This window comes from Roseateles sp., from assembly GCF_052436255.1.
In the GTDB taxonomy this organism is placed as follows: Bacteria; Pseudomonadota; Gammaproteobacteria; order Burkholderiales; family Burkholderiaceae_C; genus Pelomonas.
Map to the genome: position 1 here is coordinate 1 of NZ_JBQVNP010000048.1, position 21,061 is coordinate 21,061.

Annotated in this window: 23 protein-coding genes; 15 read left to right on the forward strand and 8 right to left on the reverse strand. The window is 68.6% G+C overall.

The window, feature by feature from the left end:
• Together ACT6S0_RS12855 and ACT6S0_RS12860 are read left to right on the forward strand one after the other, a co-directional pair.
• Positions 1-140: integrase core domain-containing protein (locus ACT6S0_RS12855; RefSeq protein WP_444764255.1), on the forward strand; the 140-nt coding region annotated here is incomplete at its 5' end.
• Between the two features lie 167 nt (positions 141-307).
• On the forward strand, positions 308-631 hold the full coding sequence (locus tag ACT6S0_RS12860; protein WP_444764221.1) for a hypothetical protein: 324 nt from the start codon (positions 308-310) through the stop codon (positions 629-631).
• On the opposite strand, the gene ACT6S0_RS12865 is transcribed toward ACT6S0_RS12860, so the two are convergent.
• From ACT6S0_RS12865 to ACT6S0_RS12875, 3 genes are read right to left on the reverse strand one after another with little or no spacing between them, the layout of a single operon-like run.
• Complete coding sequence (locus ACT6S0_RS12865) at positions 628-2,691, reverse strand: sensor histidine kinase (protein WP_444764222.1); 2,064 nt, start codon at positions 2,689-2,691, stop codon at positions 628-630. The two genes, ACT6S0_RS12860 and ACT6S0_RS12865, sit on opposite strands and share 4 nt — an antisense overlap.
• Complete coding sequence (locus tag ACT6S0_RS12870; protein ID WP_444764223.1) at positions 2,688-3,389, reverse strand: response regulator transcription factor; 702 nt, start codon at positions 3,387-3,389, stop codon at positions 2,688-2,690. The genes ACT6S0_RS12865 and ACT6S0_RS12870 overlap by 4 nt, the downstream gene beginning before the upstream one ends.
• 9 nt (positions 3,390-3,398) lie before the next feature.
• Positions 3,399-3,800, reverse strand: coding sequence for a DUF1801 domain-containing protein (locus ACT6S0_RS12875; RefSeq protein WP_444764224.1), 402 nt, complete (start codon positions 3,798-3,800; stop codon positions 3,399-3,401).
• Positions 3,801-4,000: 200 nt separating this feature from the next.
• On the opposite strand from ACT6S0_RS12875, the gene ACT6S0_RS12880 reads away from it, so the two are divergent.
• The 10 genes from ACT6S0_RS12880 (at position 4,001) to ACT6S0_RS12925 (ending at position 11,541) form a co-directional block, all read left to right on the forward strand.
• Positions 4,001-5,239 carry an SPFH domain-containing protein gene (locus tag ACT6S0_RS12880; RefSeq protein ID WP_444764225.1) on the forward strand — a complete coding sequence of 413 codons (1,239 nt, stop codon included), beginning with the start codon at positions 4,001-4,003 and terminating at the stop codon, positions 5,237-5,239.
• Between the two features lie 6 nt (positions 5,240-5,245).
• Complete coding sequence (locus tag ACT6S0_RS12885; protein ID WP_444764226.1) at positions 5,246-6,736, forward strand: hypothetical protein; 1,491 nt, start codon at positions 5,246-5,248, stop codon at positions 6,734-6,736.
• Positions 6,737-6,837: 101 nt separating this feature from the next.
• Positions 6,838-7,185: a YciI family protein gene (locus tag ACT6S0_RS12890; protein ID WP_444764227.1), complete on the forward strand. Its 348-nt coding sequence runs from the start codon at positions 6,838-6,840 to the stop codon at positions 7,183-7,185.
• 240 nt (positions 7,186-7,425) lie between these two features.
• Complete coding sequence (locus ACT6S0_RS12895; RefSeq protein ID WP_444764228.1) at positions 7,426-7,830, forward strand: YciI family protein; 405 nt, start codon at positions 7,426-7,428, stop codon at positions 7,828-7,830.
• A 10-nt stretch (positions 7,831-7,840) separates the two neighbouring features.
• A complete protein-coding gene (locus tag ACT6S0_RS12900) occupies positions 7,841-8,380 on the forward strand; it encodes an SRPBCC family protein (RefSeq protein WP_444764229.1) in 540 nt (179 codons plus the stop codon).
• Complete coding sequence (locus ACT6S0_RS12905) at positions 8,377-8,820, forward strand: SRPBCC domain-containing protein (protein WP_444764230.1); 444 nt, start codon at positions 8,377-8,379, stop codon at positions 8,818-8,820. The genes ACT6S0_RS12900 and ACT6S0_RS12905 overlap by 4 nt, the downstream gene beginning before the upstream one ends.
• Positions 8,821-8,831: 11 nt before the next feature.
• A complete protein-coding gene (locus ACT6S0_RS12910; RefSeq protein ID WP_444764231.1) occupies positions 8,832-9,221 on the forward strand; it encodes a VOC family protein in 390 nt (129 codons plus the stop codon).
• A gap of 10 nt (positions 9,222-9,231) precedes the next feature.
• On the forward strand, positions 9,232-9,636 hold the full coding sequence (locus ACT6S0_RS12915) for a VOC family protein (RefSeq protein ID WP_444764232.1): 405 nt from the start codon (positions 9,232-9,234) through the stop codon (positions 9,634-9,636).
• A gap of 9 nt (positions 9,637-9,645) precedes the next feature.
• Positions 9,646-10,137 (forward strand): VOC family protein, encoded by a 492-nt coding sequence (locus ACT6S0_RS12920; protein ID WP_444764233.1) that lies wholly within the window; start codon positions 9,646-9,648, stop codon positions 10,135-10,137.
• Positions 10,138-10,281: 144 nt separating this feature from the next.
• On the forward strand, positions 10,282-11,541 hold the full coding sequence (locus tag ACT6S0_RS12925; RefSeq protein WP_444764234.1) for an RNA polymerase sigma factor: 1,260 nt from the start codon (positions 10,282-10,284) through the stop codon (positions 11,539-11,541).
• 17 nt (positions 11,542-11,558) lie between these two features.
• On the opposite strand, the gene ACT6S0_RS12930 is transcribed toward ACT6S0_RS12925, so the two are convergent.
• Positions 11,559-12,113 carry a DUF2242 domain-containing protein gene (locus ACT6S0_RS12930; protein ID WP_444764235.1) on the reverse strand — a complete coding sequence of 185 codons (555 nt, stop codon included), beginning with the start codon at positions 12,111-12,113 and terminating at the stop codon, positions 11,559-11,561.
• 126 nt (positions 12,114-12,239) lie between these two features.
• Here ACT6S0_RS12930 and ACT6S0_RS12935 point away from each other — a divergent pair, with 126 nt between their 5' ends.
• Positions 12,240-12,440, forward strand: coding sequence for a hypothetical protein (locus ACT6S0_RS12935; RefSeq protein ID WP_444764236.1), 201 nt, complete (start codon positions 12,240-12,242; stop codon positions 12,438-12,440).
• Between the two features lie 69 nt (positions 12,441-12,509).
• A complete protein-coding gene (locus ACT6S0_RS12940) occupies positions 12,510-14,300 on the forward strand; it encodes a thiamine pyrophosphate-requiring protein (RefSeq protein ID WP_444764237.1) in 1,791 nt (596 codons plus the stop codon).
• Between the two features lie 54 nt (positions 14,301-14,354).
• Here the strand turns inward: ACT6S0_RS12940 and ACT6S0_RS12945 are convergent, their stop codons facing one another.
• Positions 14,355-15,044 carry a glutathione S-transferase gene (locus ACT6S0_RS12945; protein WP_444764238.1) on the reverse strand — a complete coding sequence of 230 codons (690 nt, stop codon included), beginning with the start codon at positions 15,042-15,044 and terminating at the stop codon, positions 14,355-14,357.
• A 55-nt stretch (positions 15,045-15,099) separates the two neighbouring features.
• Positions 15,100-15,582 carry a GreA/GreB family elongation factor gene (locus ACT6S0_RS12950; RefSeq protein ID WP_444764256.1) on the reverse strand — a complete coding sequence of 161 codons (483 nt, stop codon included), beginning with the start codon at positions 15,580-15,582 and terminating at the stop codon, positions 15,100-15,102.
• 81 nt (positions 15,583-15,663) lie between these two features.
• Between ACT6S0_RS12950 and ACT6S0_RS12955 the strand changes: the two genes are divergently transcribed.
• Positions 15,664-15,969 (forward strand): IS66 family transposase, encoded by a 306-nt coding sequence (locus tag ACT6S0_RS12955; protein ID WP_444764239.1) that lies wholly within the window; start codon positions 15,664-15,666, stop codon positions 15,967-15,969.
• Between the two features lie 212 nt (positions 15,970-16,181).
• On the opposite strand, the gene ACT6S0_RS12960 is transcribed toward ACT6S0_RS12955, so the two are convergent.
• Both ACT6S0_RS12960 and ACT6S0_RS12965 read right to left on the reverse strand, forming a co-directional pair.
• On the reverse strand, positions 16,182-18,869 hold the full coding sequence (locus ACT6S0_RS12960) for a jacalin-like lectin (RefSeq protein ID WP_444764240.1): 2,688 nt from the start codon (positions 18,867-18,869) through the stop codon (positions 16,182-16,184).
• 570 nt (positions 18,870-19,439) lie between these two features.
• A complete protein-coding gene (locus tag ACT6S0_RS12965) occupies positions 19,440-20,999 on the reverse strand; it encodes an IS1182 family transposase (protein ID WP_444764241.1) in 1,560 nt (519 codons plus the stop codon).
• Positions 21,000-21,061: the final 62 nt, after the last annotated feature.

Here is a 21,061-nt window from a genome sequence, read left to right on the forward strand (position 1 = left end):
GCTCCGACGTCCGCGCCGCTGAGCTTGCGCCCTGGATGCAGCACTACAACTTCCATCGCCCTCACTCTGCCACCGGCCACAAACCTCCCGCCTCACGGCTGGGGTTTGAGGTGAACAACGTCCTGAGAAACTACATCTAGGCGGAGGCCGGTGGCGCGGTGGCCGAGTGATTTCATCGCCGTCAAATGGGAGCGGGTTGCCGGCTTTCAAGCCGGGGGGGCGGGGCGGCCGATGTTCAGCCTGTCACAGCTTGCGGGCTTGAAACACGGCGGATGGGGAGCATGTGGGATGCCGAAAGACCACCACCATGTCCCAAGTCATTCGCCTCAACGTCCCGACCGAACTTTTGCCCTTCGTCCGCCTGTCGCAGCTGCTGCAGGCCCTCGACGGCCAGGGCGGTGCGGCCGATCCACACCAATACCGGCTGCTGGTGCAGAAGATCGGCGCCGAGCTGCAGGCCCACCAGGGCCACAAGGCGCTACCCGCCCTGCTGGACCATCTGCCCGCCAGCGCCGAGATCTACGAGAACCTGCAGTACGCCCATGCCGGGCTATGCCGCGCACCCCTGGAGGCGTCGCTCGGTTCCGAACTGGCCGCCCGGGAACTGCTGGCCCGCGTCAGCAAGGGCTAACCTCGCCTGAGCGCGATTTCGAACACGACGCCGTCGGCTACATGGCGTGCCGCAATGCTGCCGCCCATCTTGGCCAGATAGGTCTTGGCGACAAACAAGCCCTGGCCGCGTCGCTGGCTGTCGTGCGGCTCGGCGTCGCTGACGCCGTAGTCGAAGATGTGCGCGAGCTGCTCGTCGGCGATCTGCGGGCCCTGGTTGTGGATGGCGATGGTGGCCAGTTCACCCGCCACCTCCAGCAGCAACGTGATGGGCGTGCCCGCCACGCGGTAGCGGTCGGCGTTGCTCAGCACGTGGGTGATGGCGTCCTCCAGCGGGTACTCGTCGGCTTGCACCCACACCGGCTCGGCCGCGGGCGTGTAGGTCACGTCGGCAATGCCCGCATAGGCAGCGTTCTCAGCCACCTGGCGCAGGAAGGCGTCCAGGTCCAGCCGGCCGACGCTCAGCGTCGCGGCGGCCAGCGCCTCGCTGGGTGAGGCTTGACCGTAAAGCACCTTCACGGCCTGCTGCATGCGCTGGACATAACGGCGACTCGGATCGGCGTCTGCGGCGTGCAGCAGCATCAACGACTGCAGCGGCGACATGATCTCGTGACCCACGGCATGCCACTGGTCGTGTTCGCGCTCGGCGCGCAGCTGCTCGCGGCGCAGGCTGTCGCGGGCGTGCTGCAGCAGGTCCGCCAGGCTGCCGGCCAGGATGCCCAGCTCGTCGCGGCCGCGCAGGTCGGCCACGTCCAGCATGCCCAGCTCGAAGCGCTCGGGCGCCTGCAGCTGGTGAGACAGCGCCGCGGCGCGCTTCGTCAGCACGGCGACGCGGCGGATCAGGCCCACCTCGATGATCAGCCAGGCCAGCGCGATGGACGCCAGCATCGCGCCCACCGGCCAGGCCAGGCGCGCGGCGCTGGCGCTCAAAGACCGGTCCAGCCCCTGCAGGTCGCCGGTCAGCGTGATGTCGAAGCGCCCGGCCGGCGTCTTGACGCTGTCTTGCGCGCTCAGCTGGCGTGGCGTGGCCGGGGCGGGCAGGTGCTGGATCAGCGCGGTCAGCCAGGGCGACGGCGGCGCGCCGGCTTCCTCGGCAGCTTGCAGCAGCGCAACGACGTTCGCGCCGCGCTTGATCTGCAGGGTCTCGCCCGGCGCCAGCGTGGCAGCCAGGCGCGGCAGCGTCAATGGCGCTTCAACGCTGGCACTGGCGCTGTCAAACAAGGTCGTGCCGCCGGGGCCGAGCAGGGCCAGCCGCAGGCCGGTGCGCGCCAGGTCGCTGGGCGGCCACTGCGGGCCGCCGGGGCGGAACAGTGCCTCGCGGAAAGCCTCGACCGGCAGGCGGATGGAGATCGTCGTTCGGCGCGCACAGGGCTTGCCGCCGGCCAGGCAGGGCCCCTCGCGCCACACCCAGCCACGGAAGTCGCGCTGCGGGCGGGCCTTGCGTGGCAGCGTCGCGGTGTCGGCCGCATCGACGGCAAACCCTGGCAGCTGGCCGCGGTAGGCATCCAGCGCCTCGACGGGCGCCAGCCAATGCTGCTCGACGCCGCCCTGCCGCAGGCTGATGCGCGCGCGGTGCGCGTCCGCGAGGTCAGTCGCGCCGCGCGCGCGGCTGACCAGCGGCGGCGCGTCAAGGCTGGCGACCAGGTAGACGAAGCCGCCCGCATAGGCATTGCTGCCCACCGCGGCGCACAGGCTGGCGCCATCCGGATACGGCAGCGCACAGCCGGCCATCTCGACGGCGCGCCGGGCCTTGGTCGCATCGTCGAAATCGATGGCCGCGAACGGCAGCACCAGCGGCGCCACCCAGCCCGGCTCGACCTGGGGCAGTTCCGGGTTCATCAGCGCGAGCTGGCCCGACGGGTGGCGCAGCTGGGCGACCACCCCGGCCAGCGACTTCGCGAAGGTCTGCTGGTAGCGCTGGGCGTTGCGCTGGCGCTCCTCGTTCAACAGCGCGACGGCCAGCGCCAGCGTAGCCAGGGCCAACGCGATGAAGACGAGGTGGAAGACGATGCGGTTGCGAAAGGCCGCGAGGCCCAGGCGCGGCATGTCGGGCAGCGGGACGTCGATGCGCCCGAGCCTCATCCGCCAGTCCAGCGAAAGCCGCGCATCGGAATGTTCTCGATGCCGTCGAAGCTGGGGTCGACGTCGCGGAAGGCATCGCGGATGGTGGCCACATGCTTGCGCACGTTGTCGCGGTTGCGTCCGCTCTTCACCACGTCGAACAGCTCCTCATAGCTGACCACCTCGCCGGTGCGCGCATGCAGCGTGGCCAGGATGCGCTGCGCCGTCAGTGGCAGGTTGATGCGCTGTTGCCGCCACATCGGCGTGCGCTGCCACAGCGGGTCGAGCAGCAGGCTGTCATCCGTCGGCCTGACAACGGGCCTGGTTGCGGGTTCGCGCAGCCGCGCCGTGCGCAGGATGTCCAAAAAGGTCTCGACGAACTCAGCCTCGTCGAAGGTGGTCTTCTGCAGGTAATCCCAGGCGTCCAGCGCCTTCATGATGCTGCGGTAGATGGCCGCCGGCATGGCCGACACCACCAGCACCGGCGTGCCCAGGCCCTGCTTGTTGATCTCGTTGATCAGCGCCACGCCGGCATTGCGCTCGTGGCCCAGCTCGATGTCCAGCACGACGAGGTCGTAGCGCTCGCGCAGCAGCGCGGCTTCCGCCGCGTCGCGGTCGAACCATTGGTCGACCGTCAGCTCCGGGCGGGCGGCGCGTATCCAGCCTGCGAGCTGCGCGCTGGTGGTGGGGTCGTCTTCGATGACGGCGATGCGTGGCATGGGGTTTGATCAGACGTAGGTGATCCACTGACGCAGCAGGGCCTGCAATGCGGCCAGCTTGGCGGAGAGGTCGGCGGCAGAGCTGAATTCGACCTGGGCGCGGTCCTTGCCGAGCCACTTCAGCAGGCCGGCGGAGTCGGTGATCTGCAGCCCACCCGCAGGCAGCGCGCGCGCCTTGGCGCCCAGGTGCAGGATCAGCCCGAGCCCGGTCTTGCTGCGCAGATGCGTGGTGGCGAAGTACTCGGTCGTGCGCCAGCTTGGCGCATTCCACTTGATGCCTTCGGCGATGGCCGGGTCCACCGCGAGGATGGCCTGGCGCAGCGTCTCGATCCCGGTCTTGAAGGGGTGGTCGAGCGCCGCCATGAACTCGTCCACGGCGGCGCTGGTGTCGGCAGTGGTCGGCTTGGGCATGGCGGGATTCTGGCGACAAAGTGGCGGACGCCATGCGAAGTCGCGGCTGGAGCGGGGCAGACCGGCGCTCCCGTCGCCTGCGGAAGATTCCTTCCGCCCGCCCGGAAGACATCCACCCCACGCCCCACTCGTGCCTTCCTGGCGCAACGGGAACCATGGCCGCCATGCATCAAACCGATGCAAGCGTCCAAGGAGCCCACGTGCTGACCCGCCTCAAGAGCCTCGCCGCATCCCTTCGCCACGCCTTCAGCCGCAGCGCGAGCCGCGGCCTCGATGCGGCGCCCACCGCCGCCCGCTCGCTGCGGCGCGCGCTGCCGCCGCTGCTGGTGGTCACGGTCGTCACGGCCCTGGGCTACGGTGTCGTCACACACCCTCCCGTGCAGGCCGTGCCTCACGGGCAGGCCGCGCTGCGCACCAACCCGTTCAGCGGCGGCACGAGCGAGTTCCGCGCCGGCAGCTTCGTGCGCATCCCGGGCCTGCATGAGGTGCGGCTGTTCCCGCTGCGCGACCAGAGCTATCGCCCGGCCGGCATCGCCAAGGCCACCGGCCCGTCGCCGCTGCAGTCGGTGGAAGGCCTGTCGCTGGGTCTGGACATGACGGTGCGCTGGAGCGTGGACACCACGCGTCTGCCCGAGCTGCGCGCCCGGCTGCCGGACGACATCGAGGCCGATGTCATTGCGCCGGCCGTGCAGGCCGTCGTCTACAAGCAGATTGCCAAGCGCACCGTGCGCGAGATCTTCTCCAGCCAGCGCGCCGAGATCGCTGCGGCGCTGGAGGCCGAGCTGCGCACCAGGCTGGCCCCCGACGGCATCGTGCTCAAGGGGGTGCAGATCGGCTCGGTGGACCTGCCGCCCGACTACCGCCGCGGCATGGACCGCCTGCTGTCGGACAGCCTGGCCAGCGAGCGCATGCGCTACACGCTGGAGATCAGCGAGAAGCAGGTCAGGCAGACCGAGCTGCAGGCGGCGGCCGACAAGGTGCGCCGCGAGACGGCCGCCGAGGCCGCCGGGCGCGAGCAGATCATTGCCGCCAAGGCGCAGGAGGAGGCGATGCGCCATGTGCTGCCCTTCAAGCAAAAGCTGATCGAGCAGCGCGCGCTGGAAGCCCAGGCCGACAGCGCCGCGCGCGTGAAGCAGGCGGAGGGCCAGGCGCAGGCGCGCCGCATCGAGATCGACGCCGAGGCCGCCGCGCGCCAGAAGCTGGCCGACGCCGAGGCCTACCGCGTGGTGCAGGTGGGCAAGGCACAAGCGGTGCAGATGGCCGCCGAAGGCGCGCTGCTGACCCGACACCCACTGCTGGTGCAAAAGGCCATGGCCGACAAGCTCTCGGACAAGGTGCAGGTCATCATCGCGCCGCCGGGCTCGGGCGGCTTCATCGGCAGCGCGCTGCTGGCTGGCGTGGCCCCTGCGCCCAGGGCCGCCGATGCGGAGCAGGAGTAAGCCACCATGCGTCGCATTGCCCTGATCGTTGCTGCCTCCGCGGCTGCGGCCCTTGTCATCACCCAGGCCGAAGCCGCCGACCTGCCCGCCTTTCCGCGCGCAGGCCTGGTGTCCCAGGACGCGCCGCTGCGCGGTGCGCCGCGCGACACCGCCTCGTTGCAGGCGCAGCTGGGCCGTGGCGAGGCGCTGGAGATTCGCGGCGAGCGTGGTGACCACTGGCAGGTGTGGGACTACCGCCGCGAGCGCGGCGGCTGGCTGCGCAAGGGCCAGGTCTTGCTGGTGCCGCGCGCGCATGCAGACGGGGGCGCCAGCGCCGAGCTGTTGTCGCAGCTGCGCCTGGCGCGCCAGCAGGTCGGCACCGAGGGCCTGGGCCTCGGCCTGGCTGCGGCCTTCGTGCAGGTCGCCACGCCGGCCGAGATGGGCGGTCCCGGTGGCGCCGAGGCCCTGGATGCGATGGGCAGGTTGGCCGAGCGCATCGCCGACCGCGCGTCGATGCCGTCCGCCAAGCCAAACGAAGGCCAGCTCGCCATGCAGTTGGACGTGGCGGCGCGCTATGGGCTGAAGTTCGAGCAGGCCGATGCCGAGGACGGTCGCGTGCAGGTCTGCTACGACGGCGAGGTGTTCCGCCGCCTCCTCGTCACGCAAGCGACGCCTGAGCAGCGCGTGCGCGCCGCGCTGGCCTTGACGCGCGCCGACTGCCTGAACCCGCGTGCCACCGTGCGCGAGCAGGAGGCGCGCGACGCCTGGCGCCAGCAGGTGCTGGCCCAGGTCGACGCGGCCACGTTGGCGCCGCATTGGAAGAACCGCCTGTTGATGCGCCGCGCGAGCGTGGCCGCCAGCCTGGCCTTTGCCCAGGCCCGGCGTGGTACGGCCGGCGAGGTGGCGCCGGCGTTGGGCGACTTTGCCGCCATCGCCCCGGCCGAGCTGACCGAGGACGACCAGCCCGCCTACAACGAAGCCGCGATGCGCGTGAACGCCGCGCGGTGGTTGGGCACCAGCGTGACGGCGCGTGACTTCGGCAGCCTCGCGCTGACGCTCCAGCCCGGCGCCGACGGCGAGCGCTGCGTGGAGCTGAAGGAGGCTGGCAAACCGGCCGCGCGCCGTTGCAGCTTCGGCCAGGTGGCGCTGGCTTCCGCCACCCTGAACCGCGAGGGCCGCGCGCTGGCCCTGGCCGTGCAGCCGCTGGACGGCTGGCGTGAGCTGTGGGTGTTCCAGAAGGCCCCGGGCAGGGGCGGCGGCTGGCGCATCGACGTGATGCCGCCAGCCCCGGCAAGGCCGGGCCTGGGCGTGGCCGAGTTCGCCGGCTGGGTGCCGGGCGGCGCGCAGATGCTGGTGGCGCGCGAGTTCCGCGCCGAGGGCAGATACCGCCGCAGCTTCGAGGTCGTCACCCTGGCCAACCTGGTCACGGAGCGGCAGTCGGGCGAGCCCGCGCTGCTGGGCGCTTTTCAGCGCTGGTCCGACCCGGCCTGGCGCGGGGGCTCGCCGATGAGACGCTAGGACCCTGGGCCGGCTGGTCGCGGCCTGCACCAGCAACTGCCATCCTCAGGAAGGCGCAGGCGCCAGAATGCCGCCTTGTTGCCACCGACCGCGGACCCGCCATGCCCCAGTTGCTGCTCATCATCGAACCCACCGGCCAGCGTTCCGAACGTGGCCGCCCCGCCGGCGAGGCCGTCTACCAGCGCATGCTGGACTTCGCCGCCGAACTGCAGGCCGAAGGCCTGCTGCTGGGTGTCAACTCCCTGGGCTCGGCCGCCAAGCGCCTGGCCAAGCGCAATGGCAGCGCCCAGGTCTGGGACGGCCCCTTTGCGGAGGCCAAGGAGATGGTGGGCGGCTATTTCCTGCTCGACACCGACGATGCCAACGTCGCCATGGCCTGGGCCGAGCGCTGCCCCGCTGCGGAATGGGCTACGGTGGAGGTGCGGGGGGTCGGACCGTGCTATTTGTGAGCCCGCCTTCCGGTCTCGCGCCGCGGGACGCGGGCGAGCCCAGCCGGTCTTGCGGGCCGCGCGGCCGACACATCGCCTGACGGGCCGCCTTGGGAGCGGCCCGGCGCCCGGGGCGGGGCGCACATCCCCCCAACGTTTGGGATGTCGGTAGTTTCCCGAGGCGTGTCGAAAGCAGGTCGCATGGATCGTCGATGGTTTGAAGGCAGGGCATGAGCGCTGCCGCGAACCCAGGAGACCCCGATGCGATTCATGATCCAAGTCCGAGCCAACGCGGTCAGCGAGCGTGGCGACCCGCCCGGGCCGGAGTACGCCAAGCTGTTCGAGGAGATGGGGGCCTTCCATGGCGAGATGGCGCGTGCCGGCGTGCTGCTGGACGGCGCCGGCTTGGCGCCCAGCCGGGACGGCTGGCGCCAGCGCTACCACGCCGACGGGCGCATCGAGCGCATCGACGGCCCGTTCGCCGAGAGCAAGGAACTGATCGCCGGCTACACGCTGATCCAGGTCCGTTCGGCCGAAGAGGCCCATGCCTGGGCCGCCCGCTTCCCGATGCCCTTCGTCGGCATCGGTTGCGAGATCGAGGTGCGGCGCCTGTACGAGGAGGCCGACTTTGCCCCCGGTGGCGACATGGCCATCCGCACCGAGTGAGGACGGCGCCATGAGCACCCTGTCCTACGTCCTCGTCGCACTGGCGGCGGCCGTTCTGGCATTGCTGGTCTATGCGTCCACCCGACCCGACGAGTTCCGCGTCGAGCGCCGCGCCCGCATCGCCGCACCCGCCGACAAGGTCTGGCCGCTGGTCAGCGAGCTGCGCGCCTTCAACCGCTGGAACCCCTACGATCGCAAGGATCCGCTGCTCAAGAGCCAGTACGCCGGCGCGGCCAGCGGCGTCGGTTCGCGCTATGCGTGGGAGAGCGACAAGGTCGGCACCGGGGTCCTCGAGATCACCGGCCAGCAGCCCGGCCGCGCGGTGCAGATGAAGCTGGATTTCATCAAGCCCTTCGAGGCCCACAGCGCCGCCGAGCTGGCCCTGCAGCCCACCGCCGACGGCGCCACCGAGGTGCGCTGGACGATGCGCGGCCCGGCCAGCTTCGTGACCAAGCTGATGGGGGTCTTCATCGACATGGACAAGAGGGTCGGCAGCGATTTCGAGGACGGCCTGCAGAACCTGCGCCGGCTCGCTGAGGGCCGGCCATGAAAGACCTGCAATTCAGCATCGGCATCACGGCCCCGGTGGCGCGGGTGTGGGACTGCATGTTCGACGCCACGGCATACCGGGACTGGACGCGCCCCTTCGGCGAAGGCTCGTATTACGAAGGCAGCTGGCAAGCCGGCCGGCGGCTGCGCTTTCTCGACCCGCGGGGCTTTGGCATGGAGGCTGTCGTCGACGAGAACCGCCTGCACGACGTGCTGTCGCTGCGGCTTGTAGGCGAAATCAGGGACGGCCGACCCGTCGCCGACAGCCCGCTGCACCAGACCCCCGCCGTCGAGCGCTACGTGTTCAGCACCACGCCCGACGGCGGCACGCGTGTCGTCGTCCATCTGCAAAGCTGGGACGACGGCTTCACCGATTTCCTCAACGACAGCTGGCCCAGAGCGCTGCAGCGCCTGAAGGCCCTGTCCGAATCCACACATTGAAAGGACCCGTCATGCAGATCAAGGTAACGAGCGTCATGGTCGACGACCAGGACAAGGCGCTGGCTTTCTACACGCAGAAACTGGGCTTCAAGAAGATGGCCGACATCCAGATGGGGCCGACCTACCGCTGGCTGACGGTGGTGTCGCCCGAAGGCATCGAGGGCGTCGAGCTGTCGCTGGACCCGATGAACATGGAGGCCTCCAAGGTCTATCAGAAGGCGCTGTACGACGCCGGCGTTCCCCTCAATGCCTTCGTCACGACCGACGTCGCGGCGGAGGCGCGCAAGCTGCGCGAGCGCGGCGTCGTCGTGCGCGGCGAGCCCGTCGAGATGGGCCCCATCAAGGCCGTCATCTTCGAGGACGGCTGCGGCAATCTCATCCATCTCGTCCAACCGCTTTGAGCGCATCGCCATGCACAAGCAGATCTTCGTCAACCTCCCCTGCAAGAACTTGCCCGCCAGCAAGGCCTTCTTCGAAGCCATGGGCTACAGCTTCAACCCGCAGTTCACCAACGACCTGGGCGCCGCCCTCGTGCTCGGCGACAACCTCTACGCCATGCTGTTGGCCGAGGACTTCGCCAAGACCTTCACCGGCAAGCCGCTGGTGGATGCCAAGGCCGCGACCGAGGTGCTGGTGTGCCTGAGCTGCGAAAGCCGCGACGAGGTCGACCAGCTCGTCGCCAAGGCCCGCGCCGCCGGCGGCAGCGTGCCGCGCGAGCCACAGGACCATGGCTTCATGTATGGCCACGGCTTCGAGGACCTGGACGGCCACATCTGGGAGCTGGTCCATATGACCGGCACGCCTCCCCAGGGCTGAGGAACGGGCATGCACATCCAACAAAAGCTCACGCCCTTCATCTGGTACCAGGGTGGCGCCGAAGACGCGGTGGCCCACTACCTGAAGGTGTTCGGGGCCGACAAGGGCCGCGTCATCCATACGCAGCGCTGGGGCGAGAACTCGCCCGGTGAGGCCGGTGCCGTCATGGTGGTGCAGTTCGAACTGCTCGGCCAGCAGATGACCGCCTTCAACGGCGGCCCCCACTTCAAGCTCACCGAGGCGTTCTCGCTGATGGTCGCCTGCGAGGACCAGGCCGAGATCGACCATCTCTGGCAGCAACTGCAGGCCGGCGGCGGCAAGCCCAAGGCCTGCGGCTGGGTGGAGGATGCCTGGGGCCTGTCCTGGCAGATCATCCCCGCGGCCTGGTTCGAGATGATCCGCGACCCCGACCCGGCGCGCGTGCAACGCGTCTTCCAGGCCATCTGGCAAATGGAGAAGATCGACCTCGCGGCCCTAAAGCAGGCTTACAGCGGCAGTTGAAGTGAAATCAAAAGGCAACCACAGAGACACAGAGGCACGGAGGAATGCACGGAGGTCTTCTCTGTGTCTCTGTGCCTCTGTGGTTGTATTTCCGCATTCGCTTCAAGCGTTGCGTGCGGCTACACGCGGCCGGGCGCCACGGCCGTGAGCGATGCCGACACCGCCGCCGGCGTCTGGCGCATCGAGCGCAGCCGCCTCGTGGGCGCGGCCGCCAAGCTGCTGCGCGACCTGGACGAAGCCGAGGACTGCGCCCAGGACGCCCTCATCAGCGCCATCGAGAGCTGGCCGCGCGACGGCCAGCCCACCAACCCGGCGGCCTGGCTGATGACGGCCACCCGCAACAAGGCCCTGGACCGGCTGCGCCGGCGGGCGATGCTGGCGCGCGAGCATGAGCACCTGGCGGCCGACGACGAAGCCGCCGGTGCCCACGTGGTGCCCGACTTCGTCGACCACCTCGACGCCGCGCGCGACCAGGCCGAGATCGGCGACGAGCAGCTGCGCTTGATCTTCATCGCCTGCCATCCGGTGCTGCCGCGCGACGCCCAGGTGGCGTTGACGCTGCGCCTGCTCGGCGGCCTGGAGACGGCCGAGATCGCGCGCGCCTTCCTGCAGCCCGAGGCGACGGTGGCCCAGCGCATCGTGCGCGCCAAGAAGGCGCTGCACGGCCAGGCCTTCGAGCTGCCCACGGCTGCGGAGCGCGCCCAGCGCCTGTCGGCGGTGCTGGCCGTCGTCTACCTGATCTTCAACGAGGGCCACAGCGCCGGCAGCGGCGCCAGCCTGCTGCGACCGGCGCTGTGCGACGAGGCCCTGCGCCTGGCGCGCCAGCTGCAGCACCTGCTGCCAGAGGATTCGGAAGTGCACGGCCTGGCCGCGCTGCTGGAGATCCAGGCCTCGCGCCTGCCCGCGCGGCTGGATGCCGAGGGCCGGCCGGTGCTGCTGCCCGACCAGGACCGGCTGCGCTGGGACCGGCTGCTGATCCGCCGCGGCCTGGTGGCGCTGGCGCGCGCCCTGTCGTCGGGCGACCCGGGGCCCTACACGCTGCAGGCCGGCATCGCCGCCTGCCATGCCCGCGCGGCCCGCGCCGAGGACACCGACTGGCAAGCCATCGTGGCGGGCTACGACCGCCTGCTGGCGCTCAACCCCTCGCCCGTGATCGCGTTGAACCGCGCCGTCGCGGTCAGCTTTGCCAGCGGGCCGGTGGCCGCCCTGCCGCTGCTGGACGCGCTCGCCGCCGAGCCGCAATTGCGGCGCTATCCCTACCTGGCCGGCGCGCGCGCCGATGTGCTCGAACGCCTGGGCCGCGTGGGCGAGGCGCGTGACGCCTACCTGCTGGCCGCCGAGCTGACCGCCAACGACGTGCAGCGCGACATGCTGCTGGCGCGCGCCAAGCGGCTGGCGAGCTGAGCGTCGCGCGGGCGTCCTCAGCGCTCGCTGGTGTTCTCGCGCAGCATGCGCTGCATCAGCGTGAAGAAGCGGTCGTAGAACTCGCCGGCCGGAATCGTCTCGGACGCCACCTTGACGAGGGCGTCCTCGCTGGACGACAGCGGCAGCGAGATCGAACCCAGGGCGCTGACGCCCAGGCTGGCCGCCTGGTTGCTCTTCTTCAGCGCATAGCGGTCCTGCTGGGCGCTGACATAGGCCGTGGCAACCTGCTGCTTGGGCCCGTCGCCGACGCAGACGACGTTGAAGGCGATTTCCATGTGCACCTCGCCGGCCGGCTGGAAGTGCTTGGACCCGCGCACCAGCCCGCTGTCGGCCTTGCTGATGACATAGCCCTGGCTCAGCAGCGCGCGCCGCGCTGCCTCGCAGGTGCTGTCGACATTGGCGTCGAACAGGCGCGAGAAAGTCTCCTCAGCCGCGAAGCTCTCGCCCTGGTAGACCGACTTGGGCTTGTCGCGCATCGAGGGCAGGTTGCTGCAGCCGGCCAGCAGGGCGCTCAGCAGCAGGGGCAGGATCGGGAAGCGAAGACGATGCATGGGGGGGGATTATTCCGTCGTCCGACGCCACGGTGCACTCGATACCCCGGGTGGGCGTGGCTGCCTGCGCGGGCGCGCCACTTGCCGCGTATGGGCTTGTCCCATCCCGACTGCGAGGCACCCACGATGAAGCACGACGACCCAGGCCACCGTTCACCGCCGCGCGCCGAGCCGCTGCAGCCCGACCGCCCGACGCGTGGCCACGCCAAGCAGGCGGAGCGCAGCCCTGAATCGACCCAGCGCCACGCCAAGGAGCAGGCCGAGCAGCAGAAGGAACAAAGCGAGACCGCCCTGGAGAACACCCGCGAGGGCTACGGCGGCACCTGACGGCGTCGGGGCACGCGGCTTGCCCAGGCCTGACTCCGCAACAGGGCCCACGCGGCGCCAGGAGCAGCCATGACCAAGACGGTAGGCGATCATTTGCTGCAGCGTTTGCACGACTGGGGCGTGCGGCGGGTCTACGGCTATCCGGGCGATGGCATCAATGGCCTGATGGGCGCCTTCAACCGCATCGGCGACCGCATGCAGTTCGTGCAGGTGCGCCACGAGGAGCTGGCGGCCTTCATGGCCACGGCGCATGCCAAGTTCACCGGCGAGGTGGGCGTGTGCCTGGCCACCTCGGGGCCGGGCGCCATCCACCTGCTCAACGGCCTGTACGACGCCAAGGCCGACCACCAGCCGGTGGTGGCCATCGTCGGCCAGCAGGCGCGCGCCGCGCTGGGCGGCGACTATCAGCAGGAGGTCGACCTGCTGAGCCTGTTCAAGGACGTGGCCCACGAGTACGTCCACATGGCCACTGTGCCCGCGCAGGTGCGCCACCTTGTGGACCGCGCCGTGCGCATCGCGCGCGACCGACGCTGCGTGACCTGCGTCATCCTGCCCAACGACCTGCAGGACATGGACGCGGTGGAAGAGCCGCCCCACGAGCACGGCACGGTGCATTCCGGCATCGGCACGACCAGCGAGCCCCAGGTGCCCGATGAGGCCAGCCTGCGCGCCGCGGCCGACCTGCTCAACGCGGGCGAGCGCGTCGCCATCCTGGCCGGTGCAGGCGCGCTGCACGCCACCGACGAGCTGATCGCCACGGCCGACCTGCTTGGCGCCGGCATTGCCAAGGCGCTGCTGGGCAAGTTCGCGGTGCCGGACGACCTGCCCTTCGTCACCGGCGCCATCGGCCTGCTGGGCACGGTGCCGAGCTGGGAGCTGATGAAGGGCTGCGACACGCTGCTGATGGTGGGGTCGAGCTTCCCGTACTCGGAGTTCCTGCCCAAGGAGGGCCAGGCGCGCGGCGTGCAGATCGACCGGGATGGCCGCAAGCTTTCCATCCGCTACCCGATGGAGCTCAATCTCGTGGGCGACAGCCGCCGCACGCTGCAGGCGCTGCTGCCGCTGCTCAGGCGCAAGGCAGACCGGGGCTGGCAGGCCAAGATCGAAGCCGACGTGCGCGAATGGTGGCGCGTGCTCGAAGCGCGCGCGATGAACGAGGCCACGCCGGTCAATCCCCAGCGGGTGTTCTGGGAGCTGTCGCCGCAGCTGCCCGACAACGCCATCCTGACGGTCGATTCCGGCACCAGCGCCGCCTGGTATGCGCGCGACATCAAGGCCCGGCGCGGCATGATGGGCTCGCTCTCCGGCGGCCTGGCCACCATGGGCAATGCCGTGCCCTATGCCTTGGCGGCCAAGCTCTGCCACCCCGACCGCCCGGTCGTCGCGCTGGTGGGCGACGGCGCGATGCAGATGCTGGGCATCAACGGCCTGATCACCATTGCCCACCACTGGCGCCAATGGCGCGACCCGCGCCTGGTGGTGATGGTGCTGAACAACGGCGACCTCAACATGGTCACGTGGGAGCAACGCGCCAGCGAGGGCGACCCCAAGTTCAGCGGCTCGCAGGACCTGCCGGCCTTTCCATTTGCCGACTACGCGCGGCTCCTCGGTCTGCACGGGCGGCGCGTGGACCGCCCCGACGAGGTGGCCGGTGCCTGGGCCGAGGCCCTGGCCGCCGACCGGCCGGTGCTGCTGGAGGTGATGACCGACGCCAACGTCCCGCCGCTGCCGCCGCACCTGAGCCTGCAGCAGGTCGCCAATTACATGAAGGCGCTGCTGCAGGGCGACCCGGATGCCCGGCAGGTGGTGCTGGCCACCATGCGCGAGGCCTGGGACGGGCTGGTCGGTGGCCGGGCTTAGCGCAGCGCCCGAAGGTCTGAATGCTCTGTGGCCGCTGGAGGCTGCCTTGGAGCGTCAGAGCGGCGGAAAGCGAGTCGCGCCTTCCACAGGCAGCTTGTACATGCACGCGACGAACAGCGGGCTGACGAGCCAGCCGTCCAGCCAGGACCGCAGTGATGGCAAGTCCAGCGTTGCGAACCACCCCGGCTCCACCGCGGCGAACTGGCGGACGAAGGGCAGCACGGCCAAGTCGGTGGCGCATGGCGTGGTGCCGCCCAGGCAGGGCGCGCTGTGCAGCCGTGCCTCCAGCGGCCGCAGCAGCACCTCCAGCGCCAGGTCGCGGTGGGCGTCTGGCGTGAGGGATTCATTGGCATGGCGCTGGGGGTACTTCCAGCGGTCCAGGTGATGCTTGAAGTCGCCGTCGTTTCGCCGTACCAGGTCCAGGTTCTCGGGCCACTGCGCCCGCGCCCACCAGCCCTGCGCATCGGGCGCAACCAGTGCCCAGCGCATGATGTCCCAACTCTCCTCGATCACGCCGCCATCGGGCAGCTGCAGGACCGGCACCGTCGCCTTGGCGGACAGGGCCAGCAGGCTTGCCGGCTTGTTGCGCAGGCTGACCTCCACCGCCTCGAAGGCGATCCCGGCCTGCAGCAGCGCCATGCGTGCGCGCATGGCATAGGGGCAGCGGCGAAAGGTGTAGAGCCGCGGCAGCTGCGCACCCGGCGGGGCGGGTGGCGCATGCGATGTCAGCGTCGATGCGTGCATGGGCAAGGTCTGTGCAGCGACGAGATCAGGTCAACTCGACGTACCGGCTTGCGGCTCAGTGAACCCACAGCACCTCGAATCGCTGTCGCGTTGAACCGACCTGCATCGACACCTCATCGCCCTCGCATCTGCCCAGCATGGCCCGGCCCAACGGGGCGTCACTGCTGATGACCTGGACGAGCTGTGCAGCGCTCACCAATTTCATGCTGCCGCCATCAGGGCCGAGAAAGAGCTGTTGCTGATTGCCGTCGGCATCGACCAGGCAGACCAGCGCGCCGAGCTGTATGCCCTTGCCGGCGTCGTAGGCGCAGGGGCGGAACTGACGCCAGTTGGCGATCGCCTGGCGGATGGCTTCGGCGCGGCGAGCCTGGCCAGTGGCCAGGTAGGCGGCTTCGAGGCCCAATGTGTCGTATTTGTTCTCGGCGATGTTTTCTTCATGAGTCGCCGTTTCATGGGCCGTGCGCGCTGCCTGTTCGGCTTGCAACAGGTCTTCAGCGAGCCGTTCCAGCACCTGCTGCTGCAGCAAAAATTTATCCATGATGAACGCGGGCCTCGTGGGCAAGCGGGAGGCAGGTCTTGATTATGAAGAGGCTCAGGGCTTCACCAGACTGTCGATGCATTGGCCGCCAGATCGACACCTTCTCCTCAGCCCGTCACGAAGCGGCGAACACAGTTTCGGACCGGCTTCAGACGGCTGCGCGGCGAGTTGCCGGACGCGCCGCGGGTCTTCGGCGACGAGACCGAGCTGCAGGTGCCCAAGGAGCCGGGGCGAGCTGCGCAAGCCAAGAGCTGTATGTGGGCGCAGATGACTGAAGGGTCCGGCTACGACGGCACGGGGCCGCCGGCCGTTCACCTATGCGCCCAGCCGCCGACCCAGACGGCGATGGCGCTGTACGCCGGCATGCGCGAGGGCGCGGTGCTGTGAATGACCGACGGCGATGCGGTCTACGACGCCGTGGAATGCCAGCGCGAACCTGTACCACGGCAGCCGCTGCAGCGCCCGTCGCGTTGCAGCTGACGACAGGCGAAGAGGCCGCCGCATGGTCCGCCCGTGAACCAGTTGCAGGGTCCATGCACCGAGTAGGTCCACCCCCTTGGACGCACCATGCATTCCGGTCGATTCAAGCGCCAGCGATCTCAGCGCAGGCCCGTCGACGAAAAGGTCAGCTGATCGATCGATGAGCCAGAGCGGCCGCCCATGCAGCCCAGCGCTTCCCCGGGCGTCACTTTGTAGGTGTTGGGCGCGCCACCCGTGCCGCCGTACGGGCCATAGGTCTTGCCCAGATTCGTGGTGAAGCCCACGCTGTCCACGGCGCTGCCGCTGCGATAGTTGACCTGAACGATGTACTCCCCCGACGCCAAGGTGACGGCCGCCGTGTAGGGGCCGCTGCCCGTATCGCCGTGCGCCGGAGCCCAGCCCTGGTTGCCGTAGGCGAACTGCACCATGTCAACTCTGCTGCCAGCGCGTATGCGGAAGCCGGTGATGGTCTGCGTGCGATTGGCGCAATGGTCGATGTCGCTCCAGGGGCTGCCGCCGCCGCCGCCCGCGGGCGTCGGGCCCGAGACCGGACCGGTCGACGGTGATGCGGGGCCGCCGTAGAGGCCGGCGTCCTCGCCTCGATTCATCCAGTCATCGATGGCGTCGATGTAATTCTCTTTGCCCAGTCGCGATTGAAGGTCGGCGTGGATGGCCAGGTAGTTGGTCACGCTGAAGCCCGCGCTGCCCTGCCGGCCCTGGTAGGCGCCGAAGTCCACCCAGTGCTGAAGCGCGCATTGCAGGTCACTCCCGCAGTTCTTCTGCACGTCGGTGTAGCGGGCGAGGTAGTACTGAGCGTTGAACACGCTGCTGCCTTGCCGCTTTTCCGCGAACCCGTTGTCGCGCCAATGCGTGGCCAGATCAAGACGGGCTCTGACGACATCTTGCGCGTTGTCGTAGTAGTAGTCCCAGTCGAAAACCGAGGCCGCGAATTTGGGATCCGGATGCGCATGGTTGTGGTGCTTGGGACCCAATTTCTTGAATGCGTTTCCGGCAGCATTGAATGAGCTCATCGCGGCGTTGGTGGCCGCCTGGGCGCTATTGCGAGCTTGATCCTTCGCGTCGTTGTAGGCCTTCGCTGCCGCGCTGTTGATCTGCTTGAGTTGCGCCGTGGCCGCCGCCGCCGTGTAGCCACTCAAATTCTTGTAGTCGCCGGCAATCTTGTTCAGCGCGGCTTGCAGTTGCTCGCCCACGCAGCCGGTGATGGAGCTCGGATCGGCGTTGGCACCGCCCTGAGCGTCGAAGACATCGGCAATGTTGGTGCTGGCCTGGACGGTGACGCTGGCCTTGATCTCGAAAGGGTTCACGCAATTGGCCGGCACGTTGATGGCCAGCGTGCTGCCGTTCAATGTCGCCTGCACCACCTGCCCGGCGAAATTTCCCTTCAAGCCGATGCTCTGCGTGTTCTTGCTGATGTCGACACTGGCGGTCATCTTCTCGATCGTGACCTTGCCCAGCGGCCCGAGCTTGAGCCCAAGATCGGCCATCGCAAAGCCCTGCAGACCCGATCCACCGGCCGTGCCACTGAATGCGCCCATCGGCTGGCCCATGAAGACGGCATCGCCCGCGGCGTGAATCAAAGGCCCGCCTGTGGCCAACGGGCCCAGCAGGATGAAATTGAAGACCTTGTCGTCGGTCGGAAATGGCTTGCTAGGGTCGCCGAAGCGGTAGTCGGACGGTGGATTGGGGTTGCGCAACTGGACCATGGACAACGCCGTGGTCACAGACGCCAGCGCTTGCTTGTAAGCCTGGATGTTGCGAATGAAGCCGCCGCCGTATTTCGCCAGCCGTGGGTCGGGCGACGCGAGCGCCTGCAGCAGCGCGGACGTGTCGGCCATCGTGAACTGGGCGGGCGTGGCCATGCGGAACTGGAAGTCCAGCAGATCCATGGCGCCAGCCGGGCTCAGCGGCGTCTGGAACTGGATGATCACTTTCTTGCCGGACGCTGCCGGAAAGGTTGCATTGCCCTTGTAGCCGAAGGTGAGCGAGTTATCGATGAAGAACGTGGCATCCGTCAGCAGCGCCGGCGGCACCGTCAGCGCCAGCAGGGTGTCGGGCGCAAACTGGAACTCGACAAAGGCCTGAGGTGACATCGCATCGGCGCCCGCCTTGGCCATCGTCTGGCTGTGATGCATCGCCTCGGCCAGACCGGCACCTGTGCCAGCGCCGCTGGCCAGGTCGGTCGGCAGGGGCATGACCACGGCCGCCCGCAAGGTCAGATTGTCGACCTTGGCGCCCATGCTGGCCATGACCAGTTGCATGACCGGCCCAAGGCTGGCGCGGGCCGCGAGTTGCACGCCGCTGGCGAACTCCAGCGAGCCGACATTGAAATAGTGGTCGCGCAACACGGCTTGCAATTCGGCCGGCATCTTCGCAGCGGCGAGGACGTAATCGGTCGTCGAGATCGAGATGATCGGCGTCTGCAAGGAAGTGTCTCCGAGCACCTTCTGCACCTTGGGGTTCAGCAGTGCCGGCATCGCCATCGATTGGTCCAGCACCAACAAGAAGGTCTGCTGTGCGCCGGTGCTGCTGAAGAAATAGAGCTGCAGGTTGCCGCTGCGCGTCTTGTAGCAACCGATCAGGCCGCCCCCACAAGGGGTCTTCTCCAGCGCCGACACCAGGGCCGGTATGGCGGCTTTGGCCTCCTGCGCGATGGGCAGGCCGAGCAGCATCTTCTTCAGGCTGGGGGTGATCTGCGGCATGCCCTGGGCATGCAGTGGCAGATGCAAGGTGAGCGCGCAGAGCGTGACCAGAGCAGCTCTGGCGAAAAATACGATGGGCTGGAGCATGCAGCGTCGAGGCAATTTCAAGGGTCGGCAGACAGTTCCGGTGACTGTGCTGAGGGTGGACCCTGACTGTGCGCGAGCCCCGCGGCGTGTGAACGGTCGAAAAGGCCTCCTTATCGACCCGTGTCACTTCCAGCGCCGCAAACAGCGGGCCCGCAGGCTCGCCTCTGACCGCTGGAAGCGCGATGAGCACGACCTGCGGGCCATCATGCAGCGCCGTCCAGCGCGAGGGCAAAGCTGACCGGGACGATCTGCTCAGCAAGCACCACCAGCAGCATCAGCAAGTGGCAATCACTGGGTTTGTAGCGGGGCATCACAGACTCCTGAGTGAGTCAGCGTATTTGATGCGCTAGGCCCGGCAAGCGAATCAGGACCGACCCGACGGATGGCCCTTTTTTACAGCCTCAACGAGGCTGTCCAAAAACCGCAGATCCAAAGTCCCCCGTGCCGCACGGCCCGCATGAACGGCTGTTGAACCGGGTCATTGGGTTACTTGGTGACATGAGCTGACTTTTCGTGTTCCATCGCGCCGGTCCGCCCACCTGAAGTCGATTGTGTCGTCTGCTGGGCCGCTTACCGAGCCCCGGGTTGCCCGAACCCCGCCTTCGATAGCTTTTCGATGTTGTGCACCAGGCAGTACAGGCGCCACTGCGTCCTGACCTTGGTCTGGCCGCGGTGATTCAAGCGGCTCAGACGCTTGTTGTGCCGCAGGTTCGCAAACACCGGCTCGACGGTGCCGATGCGCTGGCTGTAGAGCTGCCGGCCTCGCGGTGAATCGATGGCTTGGCGCATGCGCTCGCTGGGGTGACTGGGCTCTGGCACTTTGGGCAGGAAGCGACTGACTTGCCGACCTCGCAACAACTGGCTTTGCAGCTCCTGGCTGCGCCGGCTGTTGATGCACTGGCCGCGCAGCCCACACGGGCTGCAGTCCGCCGCTTGGGCGATGTAGGCCTGGTACGGCTGGCCGCTGGCGGTGATGTGGACGGTCCCGTTGCTGCTCAGCACCTTGCCGGCCGGACAGGTCGCCGTGTGGTCGTCGTTGAAGCTGAAGTCCTTGGGCCGAAAGTGCTTGATGTCCTCGGGCTGGTCGCTGGCCTTCTTCTGCGACAGCGGGTCAGGCTTTGCCTTGTGCTTGCCTTGCCCTTGGAAGCGCTCGTCGCGCTTGCGCATCTGGTTGTCGGCGATCAAGGCGGGGGTGTCGGTGTCATGCAGTTGCTGCACGTTGGCGTCGCTGTGATAACCGGCGTCGGCGGTGACCAGGGTGTTGTCATCGCGCCAGGGCTTGGCTTGCTCGATCATGGGCGCGAGCATGCTTTGCTCGGAGCCTGAGCCCACCACGTCGGCGGCGATGATGATCTGGTGGGCGCTGTCCACTGCGGCTTGCGCGGCATAGCCCTGGATGACGCCCTTGTTGGTGGCCATCTTGGCGCTGTCGGGGTCGGTGATGTTGGACTTGAGTTCCTGGCCCTTGCTGTTCAAGCGCGGCTTGTTCTTGACGACGAACTCGCGGGTGCGCGCAGCCTCTTGGCGCAGCGCGTCCATGCGGCGCTGACGCTGGGTGTCCAGCGGGGCTTGCGCGCCCGCCTTGTCCTGGGCCTGGTGCAGTGCCAGGATCTTGTCGGCGGCCTTGTCCAGGCGATCGGCCCGGTGACTCAGCTCTTCGTGGGTGCCGCTGCGCTCTTTGCTGGCATTGCTGGGGAGCTTGACGCCGTCGATGGCGAACATGTCGCGCCCGATCAGGCCCTGGGCGTCGCAGGTCATCAAGACCTGGCTGAACAGGGGCTTGATCTGGTCGCTCAGGGAGGCGACGAACTTGGCGATGTGGGCATGGCTGGGCTGGCTGTCGCCGCTGAGGGCGATGAACTGGACGTTGCGTGCGCAGGCGGCGGCGATGCTGCGGCTGGAGATCAGGCCTTGGCTGTAGGCCAGCAAAACGATCTTGAGCATCACGCGCGGGTCGAAGGCGCTGGCGCCCGTGGTGTCGTTGTTGAAGCGCGCGTCCAGCGCGGTCAGATCAAGCTCGTGGTCGACCAGGTAGTCCAGCGCGAAGGCGAAGCTGCCCGGCACGATCTGTTCCGACAGCACCACCGGCAGCAGCAGCGCATGGCGATCACAGGGCTTGTAGCGGGGCATTGCGGAACTCCTGAATGAGTCCGCTCATTTGACGCGCTAGGCGTCAAGAAATGAATTGGTAG